13 protein-coding genes are annotated in these 16,570 nt (G+C 67.9%); 9 read left to right on the forward strand and 4 right to left on the reverse strand.

Features of this window, described 5'->3' with window-relative positions; genetic code table 11:
- Positions 1 to 214 precede the first annotated feature (214 nt).
- The 6 genes from BX604_RS19715 (at position 215) to BX604_RS19740 (ending at position 5,996) form a co-directional block, all read left to right on the forward strand.
- Positions 215 to 1,252 (forward strand): aliphatic amidase, encoded by a 1,038-nt coding sequence (locus BX604_RS19715; protein ID WP_098552275.1) that lies wholly within the window; start codon positions 215 to 217, stop codon positions 1,250 to 1,252.
- A gap of 70 nt (positions 1,253 to 1,322) precedes the next feature.
- Positions 1,323 to 1,805, forward strand: coding sequence for an AmiS/UreI family transporter (locus BX604_RS19720; protein ID WP_096499012.1), 483 nt, complete (start codon positions 1,323 to 1,325; stop codon positions 1,803 to 1,805).
- On the forward strand, positions 1,805 to 2,638 hold the full coding sequence (locus BX604_RS19725) for a CbbQ/NirQ/NorQ/GpvN family protein (protein ID WP_098552276.1): 834 nt from the start codon (positions 1,805 to 1,807) through the stop codon (positions 2,636 to 2,638). Before BX604_RS19720 ends, BX604_RS19725 begins: the two co-directional genes overlap by 1 nt.
- Positions 2,635 to 4,203 carry a nitric oxide reductase activation protein gene (locus tag BX604_RS19730; protein WP_257146364.1) on the forward strand — a complete coding sequence of 523 codons (1,569 nt, stop codon included), beginning with the start codon at positions 2,635 to 2,637 and terminating at the stop codon, positions 4,201 to 4,203. The genes BX604_RS19725 and BX604_RS19730 overlap by 4 nt, the downstream gene beginning before the upstream one ends.
- 32 nt (positions 4,204 to 4,235) lie before the next feature.
- On the forward strand, positions 4,236 to 5,378 hold the full coding sequence (locus BX604_RS19735; RefSeq protein ID WP_098552277.1) for a transporter substrate-binding domain-containing protein: 1,143 nt from the start codon (positions 4,236 to 4,238) through the stop codon (positions 5,376 to 5,378).
- A gap of 6 nt (positions 5,379 to 5,384) precedes the next feature.
- Positions 5,385 to 5,996 carry an ANTAR domain-containing response regulator gene (locus tag BX604_RS19740; protein WP_098552278.1) on the forward strand — a complete coding sequence of 204 codons (612 nt, stop codon included), beginning with the start codon at positions 5,385 to 5,387 and terminating at the stop codon, positions 5,994 to 5,996.
- A gap of 51 nt (positions 5,997 to 6,047) precedes the next feature.
- Here the strand turns inward: BX604_RS19740 and BX604_RS19745 are convergent, their stop codons facing one another.
- The gene (locus BX604_RS19745) at positions 6,048 to 6,680 is read right to left on the reverse strand and encodes a hypothetical protein (RefSeq protein ID WP_143748062.1); all 633 of its coding nucleotides are present in this window, start codon (positions 6,678 to 6,680) and stop codon (positions 6,048 to 6,050) included.
- Positions 6,681 to 6,813: 133 nt separating this feature from the next.
- Entirely contained in the window at positions 6,814 to 8,535 is a 1,722-nt protein-coding gene (ggt, locus tag BX604_RS19750) for a gamma-glutamyltransferase (RefSeq protein WP_098552280.1), read from the reverse strand.
- Positions 8,536 to 8,933: 398 nt separating this feature from the next.
- Here ggt and BX604_RS19755 point away from each other — a divergent pair, with 398 nt between their 5' ends.
- The 3 genes from BX604_RS19755 to BX604_RS19765 all read left to right on the forward strand — a co-directional run bounded on the left by BX604_RS19755 (position 8,934) and on the right by BX604_RS19765 (position 15,708).
- Positions 8,934 to 9,458: a metal-dependent hydrolase gene (locus tag BX604_RS19755; protein WP_098552281.1), complete on the forward strand. Its 525-nt coding sequence runs from the start codon at positions 8,934 to 8,936 to the stop codon at positions 9,456 to 9,458.
- 299 nt (positions 9,459 to 9,757) lie between these two features.
- Positions 9,758 to 14,302: a DEAD/DEAH box helicase gene (locus BX604_RS19760; RefSeq protein ID WP_098552282.1), complete on the forward strand. Its 4,545-nt coding sequence runs from the start codon at positions 9,758 to 9,760 to the stop codon at positions 14,300 to 14,302.
- 131 nt (positions 14,303 to 14,433) lie between these two features.
- Positions 14,434 to 15,708: an APC family permease gene (locus BX604_RS19765; RefSeq protein WP_098552283.1), complete on the forward strand. Its 1,275-nt coding sequence runs from the start codon at positions 14,434 to 14,436 to the stop codon at positions 15,706 to 15,708.
- 123 nt (positions 15,709 to 15,831) lie between these two features.
- On the opposite strand, the gene BX604_RS19770 is transcribed toward BX604_RS19765, so the two are convergent.
- A complete protein-coding gene (locus BX604_RS19770; protein WP_098552973.1) occupies positions 15,832 to 16,128 on the reverse strand; it encodes an XRE family transcriptional regulator in 297 nt (98 codons plus the stop codon).
- A gap of 68 nt (positions 16,129 to 16,196) precedes the next feature.
- On the reverse strand, positions 16,197 to 16,556 hold the full coding sequence (locus BX604_RS19775; protein WP_098552284.1) for a type II toxin-antitoxin system RelE/ParE family toxin: 360 nt from the start codon (positions 16,554 to 16,556) through the stop codon (positions 16,197 to 16,199).
- Positions 16,557 to 16,570 lie beyond the last annotated feature (14 nt).

The raw sequence follows: 16,570 nt of genomic DNA on the forward strand, positions 1-16,570 counted from the left end.
GGTGGACAAAGACGTCCCACGATCGTGCGCAGCCCGGGTCCGCTAGCCCGCGCCGTGCCGGCCGCCGCAAGCGGCCACCCTATCCGCATTCCCGTTATCCGACAGCGTTGTCGGGTGAACGGACCGGCAAAGAAGCCCTTGCCTCGCTCGTCGAGGCAAGGGCTTTTTTTTGTCCTTCGAAAACGCACTTCGTCACCCGAACCAGGAGCACACCATGCGTCATGGCGATATTTCCAGCAGCAACGACGCCGTCGGCGTCGCCGTCGTCCAGTACAAGATGCCGCGCCTGCACACACGCGCCGAGGTCATCGCAAACGCACGCGAGATCGCCGAGCGCGTGGTCGGCATCAAGCGCGGCCTGCCCGGCATGGACCTCATCGTGTTCCCCGAGTATTCGACGCACGGGATCATGTACGACGCGCAGGAGATGTACGACACGGCGTCGACCGTGCCCGGCGAGGAAACCGACATCTTCGCGGCCGCGTGCCGCAAGGCGAACGTGTGGGGCGTGTTCTCGCTGACCGGCGAGCGTCACGAGGAGCATCCGAACAAGGCGCCGTACAACACGCTCGTGCTGATCAACAACCAGGGCGAGATCGTGCAGAAGTACCGCAAGATCATGCCGTGGGTGCCGGTCGAAGGCTGGTATCCGGGCAACTGCACGTATGTCGCCGATGGCCCGAAGGGGCTCAAGATCAGCCTGATCATCTGCGACGACGGCAACTACCCGGAAATCTGGCGCGATTGCGCGATGCGTGGCGCCGAGCTGGTCGTGCGCTGCCAGGGCTACATGTACCCGGCGAAGGATCAGCAGGTGCTGGTGTCGAAGGCGATGGCGTTCATGAACAACTGCTACGTCGCGGTCGCGAATGCATCGGGTTTCGACGGCGTGTATTCGTATTTCGGCCACTCGGCGATCGTCGGCTTCGACGGCCGCACGCTCGGCGAATGTGGCGAAGAGGAAAACGGCGTGCAGTACGCGGAGCTGTCGGTGAGCCTGATCCGCGACGCGCGCCGCAACATGCAGTCGCAGAACCACCTGTACAAGCTGCTGCATCGCGGCTACACCGGCAAGATCGGTTCCGGCGAATCGCCGAACGGCGTCGCGCAATGCCCGTTCGAGTTCTATGCGAACTGGGTGAACGACCCGGACGGCACGCGCCAGGCCGTCGAACGCCTCACGCGCGCTACACCCGGCACGCCGGAATGCCCGATCGAGGGCATCCCGGCCGAAGCGCCCGCGCACCGCTGAGCACGCAGCCCCTGCCCGGCCGTTCGCGCCATGTGCGCGAACGGCTCCGCCTCATTCTGGAGCCCTCATCATGCTCGGTGTCGCTCTCTTTTTCATCGGCGCGGTGCTGGTCGTCAACGGCGTCGCGCTCACCGGCCGCATCGAACCGCGCGATGCGGCCGGCCTGAATCTGCTCGTCGGACTGCTCGCGCTGCTGATCAACCTCGCCGGCCTCGTGCAGGCATCCGCGCCGCCGCAGTATTTCTCGAGCGCGGGCGGCCTGCTGTTCGCGTTCACGTACCTGTATCTCGCCGCCGTCCAGTGGCGCGGGCTGCAAGGCGCGGGCCTCGGCTGGTATTGCCTGTTCGTCGCGATCAGCGCGCTCGTCTATGCGGGCACGTCGCACGACCTGCGTTTCGGTGCGATGTGGCTGCTGTGGTCGAGCCTGTGGTTCCTGTTCTTCGTCGCGCTGGGGCTCAAGCGTCGCGTGCGTTTCCTGCCCGGCTACACGATCGCGATCGGCGTCGGCACGTGCTGGCTGCCCGGGATGCTGATGATGACGGGGAGGTGGTGATGAGCGCACGCGATACGCCGCTCGCCGCGGATCCGCTCGCCGGCCACCGCATCGCCGATGCCCCGTTCTACCAGCCGGCCGGCGCCGAAGCCGACTGGTTCGAGACGGCCTGCCGCCATCATCTGCCGGTGCTGCTGAAAGGGCCGACCGGCTGCGGCAAGACGCGCTTCGTCGAATACATGGCGTGGCGCATGGGCCTGCCGCTGATCCAGGTCGCGTGCAACGACGACACGTCGGCGGCCGACCTGACCGGCCGGCACCTGCTCGACGCCGACGGCACCTACTGGGCCGACGGGCCGCTCACGCTCGCGGCACGGCATGGCGCGATCTGCTATCTCGACGAGATCGTCGAGGCACGCCCGGACGCGACCGTCGTGATCCATCCGCTGACCGACTCGCGGCGCGTGCTGCCGCTCGACCGGCTCGGCGAGGTGGTGCACGCGCATCCGGATTTCCATCTGGTGATCTCGTACAACCCCGGCTATCACGGCGACCACCGGCGGCTGAAACCGTCGACGCGGCAGCGCTTCGTCGCGCTCGACTTCGGCTACCCGGATGCCGGACACGAAGCCGACGTCGTGATGCGCGAAAGCGGCGCCGACCGGGAAACCGCGCGCCGGCTCGTCGATCTCGCGCAGCGCACGCGTGCGCTCGCCGGCGACGGGCTCGACGAAGGCGCATCGACGCGCCTGCTCGTGCATGCGGCCCGGCTGATCGTCGCGGGGCTCGCGCCGCTCGATGCGTGCCGGATCGCGATCAGCGACGCGGCGACCGACGACGCCGACACGCGCGCCGCGTTGCAGACGATGGCCGCCGCTCACTTCGCGACATGAGCGCCGACCTGAACGCGCTGCAGCTCGCCCGCTTCCTGCACGGGATGACCGCGCGCGAAACCGGCGTGCAGCTCGACGATGCCGCGCCGCGCACGACGCTCGGCGAAGCGACGCTGCGCGTGCCGCGCGCGTTGCCGCCGGATGCGCGTGTCGCCGCGGCGGCACACGCCCTCGCGCACTGGCGGCACTCGCCGCCGGGCGAACCGGTCGGCACGCTCACGCCGATCGGCATCGCGATCGCCGGCCTGATCGAGGATGCCCGCGTCGAAACGCTGCTCGCCTGCGAATGGCCGGGGCTCGCGACCTTCTGGGCGCCGGCGTTCGCGCCGATCGACCGCGAAGGGCTCACGTTCGGCCGCCTGTGCGCGCGACTCGCGAAAGCGCTGTTCGATCGTTCGTATCGCGACGGCAATCCGTGGGTCGACACCGGCGCGCGCCTGTTCGACGCGCTGCGCGACCGGCTCGACGACTACCGCGCATTTCGGACGATCGCGTCGCGGCTCGCGAACGATCTCGGCCAGATGCGCGTGCGTTTCGAACCGGACGACGGCACGTGGCTGCGCTATCGCGACGACAACGCGTGGCTGTGGACACAGCCGGCCGCCGCGTCGGAACGCGCGGGCAGCGAAGGCATCGACACGTCGGCCGCGACCGGCGGCCACAGCAACGAGCCGGACGACACCCCGGCGCCGCCCGCCGATGCGCCGCGCTATCCCGAGTGGAATTGCCATACGCGACGCGAACGGCGCGACTGGGCGACGATCATCGAACGCGCGCCGCTCACGTCCGCGCCAGCGCCGTCGCTCGCGGCGCTGGTGGACGCGGACCGGCGCGCCGCCCGGCACATGCGCCCGGCACGCGCGGCGGAATTGCTGCGACGCGTCGGCCGCCAGCTCGACGGTGACGCGCTCGACGTCGATGCGGCGATCGCCGCACGCATCGCACGGCGCGCCGGGCACACGCCGGATCCGCGCGTATTCCGCCGCCGCGTCCCGCACGATGCGTGCGGGCCCGTGCTGATCCTGCTCGACCTGTCCGCGTCGACAGCCGCGCAGGTCGCCGCGCTCGAGAAACGCGCCGCGTTCGTGCTCGGCGACCTGTTCGACCGGCAGCGGCGGCGCTGGGCCGTGCACGGCTACACGTCGGACGGCCGGCACCGCGTGTACTACGCGCGCTTCAAGGATTTCGACGATGCGTTCGACGCGTCGCGCCGCACGGCGCTGCTCGCGGCCGACGCCGGGATGAGCACGCGTACCGGCGCCGCGCTGCGCCACGCGCTTGCGCTGCTGCGTCGCGAGACCGCATCCGCGCGCGCCGCCGTGCTGATGATCGGCGACGGCGAAGCGGCCGACATCGACGTGTTCGACCCGCGCTATCTCGTCGAGGATGCGCGCCATGCCGCACGCCACGGCCGGCGGCGCGGCGTCGCGATCGCGGGTTTGTCGTTCGGCACGCCGCCCGGCTTGTCTACAATACTTGGCGTCGGCCCGAGCTGCGTTCACGCGGCGAACGGCGACGCCCTGCCCGCCGTCGTCGCACAGGCGGCCGGGCGGCTGACCGCCTGACGGCCCTATCCGGAAGAGACAGGAAAGACCGAATGAACAGTGTGAAGGTTGGCGTTTTGTTCTCGCAGAGCGGATGCACGTCGCACCTCGGTCAGAGCCAGTTGCGCGGCACGCTGCAGGCGATCGCCGAGATCAACGAAGCCGGCGGCGCGAACGGCTGCGAGATCGTGCCGGTCGTGCGTGACGCATGCTCGGATCCGGCCGTCTACGCGCGCCTTGCCGAAGACCTGATCGCCACCGAACGCGTGAACGTGCTGTTCGGCGCGTACATGTCGAGCAGCCGCAAGGCGCTGATTCCGATCGTCGAGAAGTGGGACAAGCTGCTGTTCTACCCGACGCTGTACGAAGGCTTCGAATTCTCGCCGAACGTGATCTACACGGGCGCCGCGCCGAACCAGAACAGCGTGCAGCTCGCCGCGTTCATGACCGCGCAGTTCGGCGCGCGCGTGTACCTCGTCGGGTCCGACTACATCTACCCGTACGAGTCGAACCGCATCATGATCGACCTCGTCACGCAGCATCCGGAAGGCCAGATCCTCGGCGAGGTCTACATGCCGCTCGTCGCGTCCGAGCAGGATTTCGCGGCGGTGGTCGCCGACATCCGCGCAAAGGCGCCCGACTTCGTGTTCAGCACACTGGTCGGCGACAGCACGGCCGCGTTCTACCGCGCGTATGCGCAAGCCGGGCTCGACGCGCGCAAGATGCCGATCGCGAGCCTGACGACGTCCGAGATCGAGCTCGGCCAGATGGGTGCCGCCGCAGCCGGCCACTACACGTCGTCGCCCTATTTCCAGACCGTCGACTCGGACGTGAACCGGCGCTGCATCGCGCAATTGAAGGCGCGCTTCGGCGACGATGCGAATGCGTCCGCACCGTGGGAAGCCGCGTATTTCCAGGTCCACCTGTTCGCGAACGCGCTCGCGCGTGCCGGCACCGACCAGCGCGACCGGCTCGTCGAGCATCTCGCCGAATCGGAATTCGACGCGCCGCAGGGGCGCGTGAAGATCGACCGGCTCACGCAGCACACGTGCCTGTATCCGCGCATCGGCTGCGCGACGGCGGACGGCAATTTCACGATCGTGCGCGAAGCGACGCGGCGTGTGCATCCCGATCCGTATCTCGTCACGCATTCGCTCGGCGACCGCGTGCACACGCCCGACGAACTGAAGGCCTAGCCGACGATGCGCGCCCGCACCCCGATCCGCTCGACGCCGCGCCTGCTCGCCGAACTCCGTTCGCTTCGCGTGATGGTGTACTACCCGGACGACGACAACGGCCTGCTGATCGTCGAACAACTGTCGCGTATCGGCTGCCCGAGCGAGCAGCGCTGGCCGCCGCCCGCCGAGTTGCCGGAGAGCGTCGATCTCGTGATTCTCGCCGTGCGGCCCGATCTGCTGCACCTGTCGATCCCGTGGCTCGAGGACGATGCGCGGCCGCCGGTGATCGCCGTCACGACCTATGAAAGCCCGACCATCCTCGAACTGATGCTGCGCATCGACGCGCAAAGCGCGGTGACGACGCCCGTGCGTTCGTTCGGGCTGTTGAGCGCGATGGCGCTCGCGTGTCACCAGAGCCGCCGGCACGACGAATACCGGCGCCGCATCGCGCAGCTCGAACAGCGCGTGATGTCCGCGCGCACGCTGCAGGAAGCGAAGGCACTGCTGATGCAGCACAACAGCATCAGCGAGGAAGAGGCGTATCAGCAGATCCGCTCGCAGGCGATGGAGCGGCGCATCTCGATCAACCAGCTTGCCGAACAGATCGTGCATGCGCATGCGCTGCTGAAGCGGTAACGCGGCGGAAAATGCTCCGCCGTCGGTCCTCCACGCCTTATCCCGGGACTTTCACGCGAGATTCTTAGCCGGTAGACCTCGCGCCGTAGTGTTCGCCAGATGTACCCGATCGTTGTCTTGCAGATCGTCCATACTGACAAAGAATTCCGGGTCCGCGTCGACCTTACCCTCCAGAATTCGATGGCAGTGGACAGGTGCTTTCCTTCCATTTGCCAAAACATAATCGTATGCAATGCGATGCCCTGCAATGAGTTGGGCATCGACACGCTTTGCGTCAGGGTTTTTAGTTAGAAAGCGAACAACTACCGCCAGATCAATGTCGCTGAAATATACGACATCCCTGAATTCAATCAGCTTCCCATCTGGAACCTTGAATTTCTCAATAATTCCTTCAACACACTCGCCAACCTTCCTCTTCATGAGGCGGTCATAGAACTCATCAAAAACCTTCTTCGCAAAACATGTTGCTGTGAAAGCCATCACTGCACCAACAACCTCCATTCCAGAAAATGCAGTTATCTTCTGCGTTATACGAAGAACGGGATTTTCCCTGAAATACTGCGGAGCAGCTTCCCACCCTCCCTCGTTCATCGTAGTTTCGAGTGTTCCTATCGCATCGATCGCCACACCCATAAAATGCGATTGACCGACCATCCCCAATGTATATTTGTAGCCTTCTTCCATATTAATTTTTACCCCGCAAATCATTAAATAATACGACAGCAATCTTAAAAAATCGATTCATTAAAAAAGCCGCCTGATATCTTGGCGGCTTCTATTTCGATCGGCACGTCGACTGCAACCGATCTTACGCTTGTCAGTGAATGATCCGCGTGACGCCACGCCCGCGCGGATCGGCCATCGCCTCAGGCGTCTTGCCGTCGATCTTGATCACCTGGATGTCGCCGCTGAAGTCCTGCCTCTTCAGCGTGTAGCCGCGCGCTTCGAGCTGCTTCGCGAGCTCGCCTTCGATCGGGTGGTACGGCTCCCAGAAGATCGTGTTCGGCGGCAGCAGCTGATGGTGGAAACGCATCGCGCCGACGGCCGCCTTCAACGGCATCTTGAAGTCGTAGATGTTGTTGATCACCTGGAAGATCGACGTGAAAATCCGCGAGCCGCCCGGCGTGCCGATCACGAGCGACACCTTGCCGTCCTTCGTCATGATCGTCGGCGACATCGACGACAGCGGACGCTTCTTCGGTTCGATCGCGTTCGCATCGCTGCCGACCACGCCGAACATGTTCGCGACGCCCGGCTTCGCGGAGAAGTCGTCCATCTCGTCGTTCAGCACGATGCCGGTGCCGTCGGCGATCACGCCCGAGCCGAAATAGCCGTTGATCGTGTATGTGTTCGACACCGCGTTGCCCCACTTGTCGACGACCGAGAAGTGCGTCGTCTCCGCCTTCTCCGGCATCGTCGTGCCGAGGCCCGGCTGCACGCTCTTGGTGTCCGACGGCTCCTTCGGGTTGACCTCGGCCGCGCGCTTCGCGATGTACGCGTCGTCGGTCAGCTGTGCGATCGGCACCTTGTAGAAGTCGGGGTCGCCCAGGTATTGCGCACGGTCGGCGAACACGCGCTTCTCGATTTCGGCGACCAGGTGGATGTACTGCGGCGAGTTGAGCGGCACGCCCTCGAAGTCCTTCTTGAGGTCGGCCTTCATCTTCAGCAGCTGCACGAGACCGATGCCGCCGGAGCTCGGAGGCGGCGCGGTGATCACGTCGTAGCCGTTCCACTTCGCCTGCACCGGCTCACGCCACACCGCGCGATACTGCGCGAGATCCTCGGTCGTGATCAGCCCGTTGCCGTCGCCCGTCTTCATCGATGCGGCGATCAGCTCGGCCGTCTTGCCCTTGTAGAACCCTTCCGCGCCGTCGTTGGAGATCCGCGTGAGCACGTCGGCGAGATCGGGCTGCTTGAAGTTCACACCGGCCTTCAGGCCGGAGAAATACTTGTCGAAGTTGGTCTTGCCGCCGAACTCCTTCGATGCGTCGACGCCGCGCTGCGCCAGTTGTTCGTCGACGACGAAGCCGTCGCGCGCATAGTGGATCGCCGGTGCGAGCACCTGCTTCCACTTCAGCTTGCCGAAACGCTTCTGCGCTTCCCACATGCCCGCGACCGTGCCAGGCACGCCGACCGCGCGCGGACCGTACAGGCTCATGCCCTTGATGACGTTGCCGTCCTTGTCGAGGTACATGTCCTTCGTCGCGGCGAGCGGCGCGCGTTCGCGATAGTCGACGAAGTACGGCTTGCCGTCCTTGTAGATCGTCATGAAGCCGCCGCCGCCAATGTTGCCTGCTTCCGGATACGTGACGGCGAGCGTGAACGCGATGGCAACGGCCGCGTCGATCGCGTTGCCGCCTTCCTTGAAGATCCGCTCCGCGGCATCCGCGCTGTACTTGTCGGCCACCGCGACCGCCGAGCTCGTCAGGACCGCCGGCTGCGGGCCCTTCGCATAGACGGGCGCGTTCGGCAGGAAACCGACGCCGGCCACCGTCGCGAGCACGACGGCGGATGTTTTGAAGCGATTCAGCGTAGTCATTGCATGTCCCCCATATGGATCTCCTTCAGGCAGGAAAGGCACCTGATCCGCTTACGGCCGCTGGCGCGCCGACGGCCACGTGCGGTTTCGTAGTATAGGGGGACAAAAAGGGTCGAACACGCGGTGCGCGACGAAAGCGCGCAAATTGTGTGCGGCCCCACATGCCGACCGTGTAAAAACCGCCGCACGGACCGGTCGAAATTTCATGCGTCGCGCACGATCGCGCAGTGCACAAAAACCGAAAGTTGCGTCGTGCGCGCCCAACGCGCGGCGCACGCAAAAAAACCTGCAATCGAGCGCCCGCGGCACACGCGTATCTGCGAAGATAGCGCCCCGATTTCGCGCCGCATCATCTGTTGCGTTCACGCGCCGCTTCACGCTTTCTCGTTTCGCTTCGTATGGCCTCACACAATGCACATCATGCGACCGGCATCGCAGCCGGCGTCGCCGCCGCCGTCCTCGTCGCACAAACCGGCGCAACGGGCCTCTGGCACACCGGCATGCTCGCCGCATTCGTGGCAGGCGTCGCGGGCGGCACCGCGCCCGACTGGCTCGAACTCGCATGGTGGTCGCGCAAGCGCCGCTTGTGGATCACACACCGCACCCTCACGCACTGGGGCATCGGCTGGATCGCGCTGCTCGCGTTCGGATGGCACGGGCTCACCCATCATCCGTATCCGCTGTGGGCCGCACCGCTGTTCGGCTTCGCATGCGGCGGCGTGATGCACCTGCTCGCCGACTGGCCGAATCCGCTCGGCGTGCCGTGGATCTGGCGGCGTCATTCGCTCAACCTGTGGAACAGCGGCCATTGCGACCTGATCGTGGTGGCTGCCGCATGGGGCGGTACGCTGTGGCTCGCGCAATCGCTGTGCACGCGCGCACCGCTGCTCGAATCGTGGCTCGGCTGGCTGCATCGCGTGTAATCGTGCGGTGTCGCGCGATGATGCGTGATGTCGTGCGGCGAACCGTTCGCTCATGCCGTGATGCGCGTCGCCAGCCGCCCCTTTCTTCCTCACCCCTCCATCTGAACCGGCACCCGCCATGCGCGAGGGTCGTGTCCGCGCACGTCTATTGAAACGCCGGCGTCGTGCCTCATCTTCATGGGTATCGACGACGCGCGCGTGCACGCCGCGTGCAAGGCCCGGCACGTACACGCGTCGTCTGGCACACTGACGATTCACGCGCGGCCGCCCACGCGCTCGCACCCCATTTCAACGCTCCGATGGACGTCACCGCCACCCGCCCCGCCGCCAGTGCGCTCGACGTGTTCCACCCGGCCGTCGCCGCGTGGTTCCGCCGCACGTTCGCCGCACCGACCGGTGCGCAGGCGCTCGCGTGGCCGCACATCAAGGCCGGCCGCTCGACGCTCGTCGCCGCGCCGACCGGCTCCGGCAAGACGCTCACCGCATTCCTGTGCGCACTCGACGATCTCGTGCGCGATGCGCTCGCGCACGACGGCGCGTTGCCCGATGCGACGCTCGTCGTGTACGTGTCGCCGCTGAAGGCGCTGTCGAACGACATCCACGTGAACCTCGACGCGCCGCTCGCCGGCATCGCCGAATCGCTCGCGCAACTCGGCCTGCCGGTGCCGGCGATCCGCACCGCCGTGCGCACCGGCGACACCACGCAGGCCGAACGTGCCGCGCTGCGCAAGCGCGCGCCGCACATTCTCGTGACGACGCCCGAGTCGCTGTACGTGCTGCTGTCGTCGACCTCGGGGCGGCAGATGCTGTCGGGCGTGCGCTCGGTCATCGTCGACGAAATCCACGCGCTCGCATCGTCCAAGCGCGGCAGCCATCTCGCGCTGTCGCTCGAACGCCTCGACGCGCTGACCGGCAGTACGCTGCCGCGCATCGGGCTGTCGGCCACGCAAAAGCCGATCGACGCGGTCGCACGCTTTCTCGTCGGCGGCCCGGCCGACTCGCCGCGCGACTGCACGATCGTCGACACCGGTCACACGCGCGAACGCGACCTCGCGCTCGAACTGCCGAACGTGCCGCTCGAACCGGTGATGGCGACCGACGTGTGGGAACAGGTGTACGACCGGATCGCCGCGCTCGCGGCCGCGCATCGCACGACGCTCGTGTTCGTGAACACGCGGCGCACCGCGGAGCGCATGGCGCGCCATCTCGCCGACCGCCTCGGCAAGGACGCGATCGCCGCGCACCACGGCAGTCTCGCGAAAGAACATCGCTTCGAGGCGGAACAGCGGTTGAAGCGCGGCGAACTGAAGCTGCTCGTCGCGACCGCGTCGCTCGAGCTCGGCATCGACATCGGCGACGTCGATCTCGTCTGCCAGGTCGGTTCGCCGCGCGGTATCGCGCCGTTCCTGCAGCGCGTCGGCCGCTCCGGCCACCATGTCGGCGGCGTGCCGAAGGGACGCCTCTTCCCGCTGTCGCGCGACGAGCTCGTCGAATGCGCGGCGCTGCTCGACTGCGTGCAACGCGGCGAACTCGATGCGTTGCGGATCCCCGAGGCGCCGCTCGACGTGCTCGCGCAGCAGATCGTCGCCGAAGTCGCGTGCGCGGAGTGGCAAGAAGACGCGCTGTATGCAAGCTTCACGCGCGCGGCGCCGTACGCGCAGCTGTCGCGCGAACGCTTCGACGATGTGATGAAGATGCTCGCCGAAGGCTTCACGAGCCGCCGCGGCGTGCGCGGCGCGTATCTGCATCGCGACGTGGTCGGCGGCACGGTGCGCGGGCGCCGCAACGCGATGATGACCGCGACGACGTCCGGCGGCACGATCCCCGACATGGCCGACTATGCGGTGCTGCTCGAACCGCAGGGCATCCAGGTCGGCACCGTCAACGAGGATTTCGCGATCGAGAGCCTGGCCGGCGACGTGTTCCAGCTCGGCAACCAGTCGTACCGGATCATTCGTGTCGAGACGGGCCGCGTGCGTGTCGAGGACGCGCAGGGCCAGTCGCCGAGCATCCCGTTCTGGATTGGCGAGGCGCCGGGGCGCAGCGACGAGCTGTCGGCGGCCGTCGGCAGGTTGCGCGCACGTCTCGACGGCTTGTTCGCCGACGGCGACCGGCTGGCGGATACCGGTGCCGGTGCGCGCAAACGTGCGAGCGGCGACGGAAACGGCAACAGCGACAGCAACGCACCCGGAAAACCCGGCACGCGCCGCAGCGCAAAGAAACGTGCGGATGCCGACACAATCACCACCGCCTCGCAAAGCGACGCCGACGCCGACGTCCCCGCCGCCGTAGCGGGCACCGTCGAAAGCCGTCTCGCGCCGGCGCTGCGCTGGCTCGCCGACGATCTGCACCTGTCGCCGGACGCGGCACGCCAGATCGCCGATTACCTCGCGCGCACACGCGCGGCGCTCGGCGCGCTGCCGACGCAGGACACGCTCGTGATGGAGCGCTTCTTCGACGAATCGGGCGGCATGCAACTGGTGATCCACTCGCCGTTCGGCAGCCGCATCAACCGCGCGTGGGGGCTCGCGCTGCGCAAGCGCTTCTGCCGGAATTTCAACTTCGAGCTGCAGGCGGCCGCGACCGACGACGCGATCATTCTGTCGCTGTCGCTCGCGCACAGCTTCGCGCTCGACGAAGTGTGGCGCTACCTGCGCTCGGCCAGCGCCGAGCACGTGCTGATCCAGGCGCTGCTCGACGCGCCGATGTTCGGCGTGCGCTGGCGCTGGAACGCGACGACCGCGCTCGCGCTGCCGCGCTTCACCGGCGGCCGGCGCACCGCGCCGCAACTGCAGCGGATGAAGAGCGAGGATCTGCTCGCGACGGTGTTCCCGGATCAGGTCGCGTGCCTCGAGAATGTCGTCGGCGAACGCGAGATCCCGCACCACCCGCTCGTCGACCAGACGCTCGACGATTGCCTGCACGACGCGATGGATACCGACGGCTGGCTCGCGCTGCTGCGCCGGATCGAAAGCGGTGCGATCGAGCTGGTCGCACGCGACCTGCCTGCGCCATCGCCGCTCGCCGCCGAAATCCTGAACGCGAAACCGTATGCGTTCCTCGACGACGCACCGCTCGAAGAGCGCCGCACGCAGGCCGTGCAGTCGCGCCGCTGGAGCGACCCGGAATCGGCGGACGATCTCGGCGCGCTCGACGCCGACGCGATCGACGCGGTGCGCGACGAAGCGTGGCCGCTCGTGCGCGACGCCGACGAAATGCACGACGCGCTGCTCACGCTCGCCTGCGTCGCCGATCACGAAGCGCGCGCGCACGAAGGCTGGCCCGAGCGCCTCGCGGAACTGGCCGAACGCCGCCGTGCGACGAAACTCGTCACGCCGGATGGCGCGGCGCTATGGGTGCCGGTCGAGCGGCTGGTCTGCCTTCGCGCGCTGCACCCCGACGCGCGCACGGCGCCCGCGCTGAAAGTGCCGGCCGCGTGCGCGCAGCCGTGGGAAGCCGATGCCGCGCTCGTCGACGTGATCCGCGCGCGACTGACCGGCTTCGGGCCGCTTGCGCTCGATGCGATCGCGCAGCCGCTCGGCCTGCCGCCTGCTGCGATCGCAACCGCGCTCGCGGCGCTCGAACGGGAAGGCTACGTGATGCGCGGCCGCTTCACGCCGGGCGCGACGATCGACGAATGGTGCGAACGCCACCTGCTCGCGCGCATTCATCGCTATACGGTGAAGCGGCTGCGCCGCGAGATCGAACCGGTCGAGCGCGCCGATTTCATGCGCTTCCTGTTGCACTGGCAGCACCTGACGCCCGACACGCGCGGCTCGGGCCGCGACGCACTCGCGGCCGTCGTCGAGCAGCTCGAAGGGTACGAAGCCGCGGCCGGCGCATGGGAAGACGCGCTGCTGCCCGCCCGGCTGACCGACTACACGGCCGGCGGCCTCGACGAGCTGTGCCGCTCGGGCAAGCTCGTGTGGACCCGCATCGGCGCGCCGGCGCGCGCCGCCGGCACGCCCGTGAAGACGACGCCGGTCGTGCTGCTGCCGCGCCGCCACCTCGGCGCATGGCAGGCGCTGCGCGACCCCGCTGCGCAACCGGCACTGTCCGCACGCGCGACGCAGGTACGCGACGCGCTCGCCGCACACGGCGCGATGTTCTTCGATGCGCTGCTCGACGAGTTGCATCTGCTGCCCGTCGAACTCGAACAGGCGCTCGGCGAACTCGTGTCGGCTGGCCTCGTGAACGCCGATAGCTTCGCCGGCTTGCGTGCGCTGCTGAGGCCGGCCGTCAAGCGCAGCGCGACCTATGCGCCGCGCACGCGACGCGGCGGCGCCCTGATCGGCGGGATGGACGATGCGGGCCGCTGGGCGCTCGTGCAGCGTGTGACGCCGCCGGACGATGCGCCTGCACCGAAACGCGGCACGGCCGTGACCGACCCCGATGCGCTCGAACACGTCGTATGGACGCTGCTGCGCCGCTATGGGGTCGTGTTCTGGCGGCTGCTCGAACGCGAAGCCGACTGGCTGCCGAGCTGGCGCGAACTCGTGCGCGCGCTGCAGCGCCTCGAAGCGCGCGGCGAGATTCGCGGCGGGCGCTTCGTTGCCGGGCTCGCGGGCGAGCAGTTCGCGCTGCCCGAAGCGATCCCGATCCTGCGCGAACTGCGCCGGCAATCGGGCGACGGCCAGTACGTGTGCGTGACCGGCGCCGATCCGCTGAACCTCGCCGGCACGCTGCTGCCCGGCGACAAGGTGCCGGCACTCGCGGGCAATCGCGTGCTGTTCCGCGACGGCATGCCCGTCGCGTCGCTCGTGTCGGGCACGTTCCACTACGCGCCCGACCTGACGCCCGCCGCGCGCGAAGAGGCGCGCCTGCGGCTCGCACGCCGCTACTGACAGCGCCTGACAAGCGACACGTCGCGGACTACTGAACGCCGGGCTGCAGCGTCGCGCGCGTTCGGATAGCATCGAACGATTCGACGTACGGGCCTGCCGGCCCGACACACGCCTTCCGGAGATTTCCCTTCATGCCGTCGCATGCCGATTCGCCCGCCGTTCATCACGCGGGCTCGCTGACCATTTTCCAGGGCGCTGCGTTGTATATCGGCGCGGTGCTCGGCACCGGCGTCATTGCACTGCCCGCGCTCGCCGCCGAAGTCGCGGGCCCGGCTTCGCTGCTCGCGTGGGCCGCGCTCGTCGTGCTGTCGGGGCCGCTCGCGGCCACCTTCGCCGCACTCGGCGCGCGCTACCCCGACGCCGGCGGCGTCTCGACCTATGCGCGGCGCGCGTTCGGGCCGAAGGCCGCGGCGATCGTCGGCTGGTGCTTCTATTTCGCGGTGCCGGCCGGCGCGCCCGCCGCCGCGATGTTCGGCGGCGCCTACGTCGCGGCCGTCACGGGCGGCGGCCACACGACGGTCATCGTCACGGCCGCCGCGCTGATCGCCGCGGTCTCGGCCGCCAATGCGTTCGGCGTCACCGTATCGGGTCGCATGCAGCTCGTGTTGTCGGCGCTGCTCGTCACGCTGCTGCTCGCCGCCGTGCTCGCGTCCGCGCCGCATGCGCGCGCGGCGAACCTGCATCCGTTCGCGCCGCACGGCTGGCTCGCGGTCGGCCAGGCCGCCGCGTTGCTCGTGTGGAGCTTCGCGGGCTGGGAAGCGATCACACACCTCGCCGCGGAATTTCGCCGGCCCGCGCACGACATGCCGCGCTCGGCCGGCATCGCGGTCGTGGTCGTCGGCCTGCTGTATCTGTCGGTCGCCGTCGCGAGTGTCGCGGTGCTCGGGCCATCGGCCGGCGCATCGGGTGCGCCGCTCGCGGAACTGATCGCGGGCGGCATCGGCGGTCACGCGCAGGTGCTGGCGGCCGCGGCCGCGCTGCTGCTCACGCTCGGCACGATGAATGCGTATTTCGCGGGCGCGGCCAAGCTCGGCGCAGCGCTCGGCCGCGACGGCGCGCTGCCCGCGTGGCTCGCGCACGGCAGCCAGGTCGGTGGCGTGCCGCGTCACAGCCTCGGCGTGATTGCGTTGCTCGCGGCCGTCGCACTGGCCGCGACGACGATCTCGGACGTCGGGCCGAAACCGCTCGTGCTGGTCACGTCCGGGTGCTTCGTGATGGTGTACGGGCTCGGTGCGGCCGCCGCGCTGAAGCTGTTACCTCGCGGCAGCATCGCATATCGCTGCGCGTGGGTGTCGCTGGTCGCCGTGGCCGGGCTGTTCCTGACGACGGGATGGTATTTGCTGTGCCCGCTGCTGCTCGCGGGCGGTGCGCTGCTTTATCTGCGGATGGCCGGCCGGCGCAATTGACGGCACCGGCGCCCCCGCCCGCCGGCGATCGTGCGTGCGATCGCGACGACGCGCCGGTCAAGCGCTCGCGCGTTCATCGCGCGCCGGCTGCGCAGCGGTGCGGCGTGCACGTGACGTGGTGCATCAGGCTGGCACCAGTTCGAAGCTGAGCCGCTTGCCGAGTGCGGTGGCCGCGCTCGCGAGCGTCGCGAGCGTAAGACTCGTATCGGTTTCGTCGAGCAGCCGGTTGAGCGCGGCGCGGCTGGTTTTCATCCGCGCGGCCATGGCCGTTTTCGTGATGTGCTGCGCCTTCATTTCCTGCGCGATCTGCCACGCGATCACGCGCTTGATCGCGGTGGCGGTGGCGGCTTCGAGATGGCCGTCCTCGTCGAGGAAGGTATCGAAATCGCTGCCGATATGCGGATGGTTCGTGGTCGTCATGAGGTACTCCAATGCATCGCGTGGCCGGCTGACGGCGGCGACGGTACGCGCCGGCACAAGCCGTGAATTCAGATGGCGCGCGTCAGCGCTTTCAGCCGGGCGACGGTCACGTCGAGATCGTCGGACGGTGTTGCCTGCGACTGCTTGAAGAACGCGTGCAGCAGGACCATCGTGTCGCCGACGACCGTGAACAGCACGCGCGCGCTTCGTTGCGGCAACGTCACGCGGATCTCCCATAGATCCCTCGACATTTTCCGCACCAACGGCATGCCGAGCGGCCAGCCGAGTTGAACGGTCTTGATCTCTTCACCGATCACCCTGCGCTCGATTTGCCCGAGCCGCTTGAGCCATTCACGCACCGGCTCGTTGCCGCACGCCGTGCGAAAGAAGTGCACGCCGAGCGTGACCTGAATCTGCTGTCTCGTCATCGTCTTGACAGAAA

It is taken from the genome of Burkholderia sp. JKS000303 (genome assembly GCF_002563755.1).
Classification (GTDB): Bacteria; Pseudomonadota; Gammaproteobacteria; order Burkholderiales; family Burkholderiaceae; genus Burkholderia; species Burkholderia anthina_B.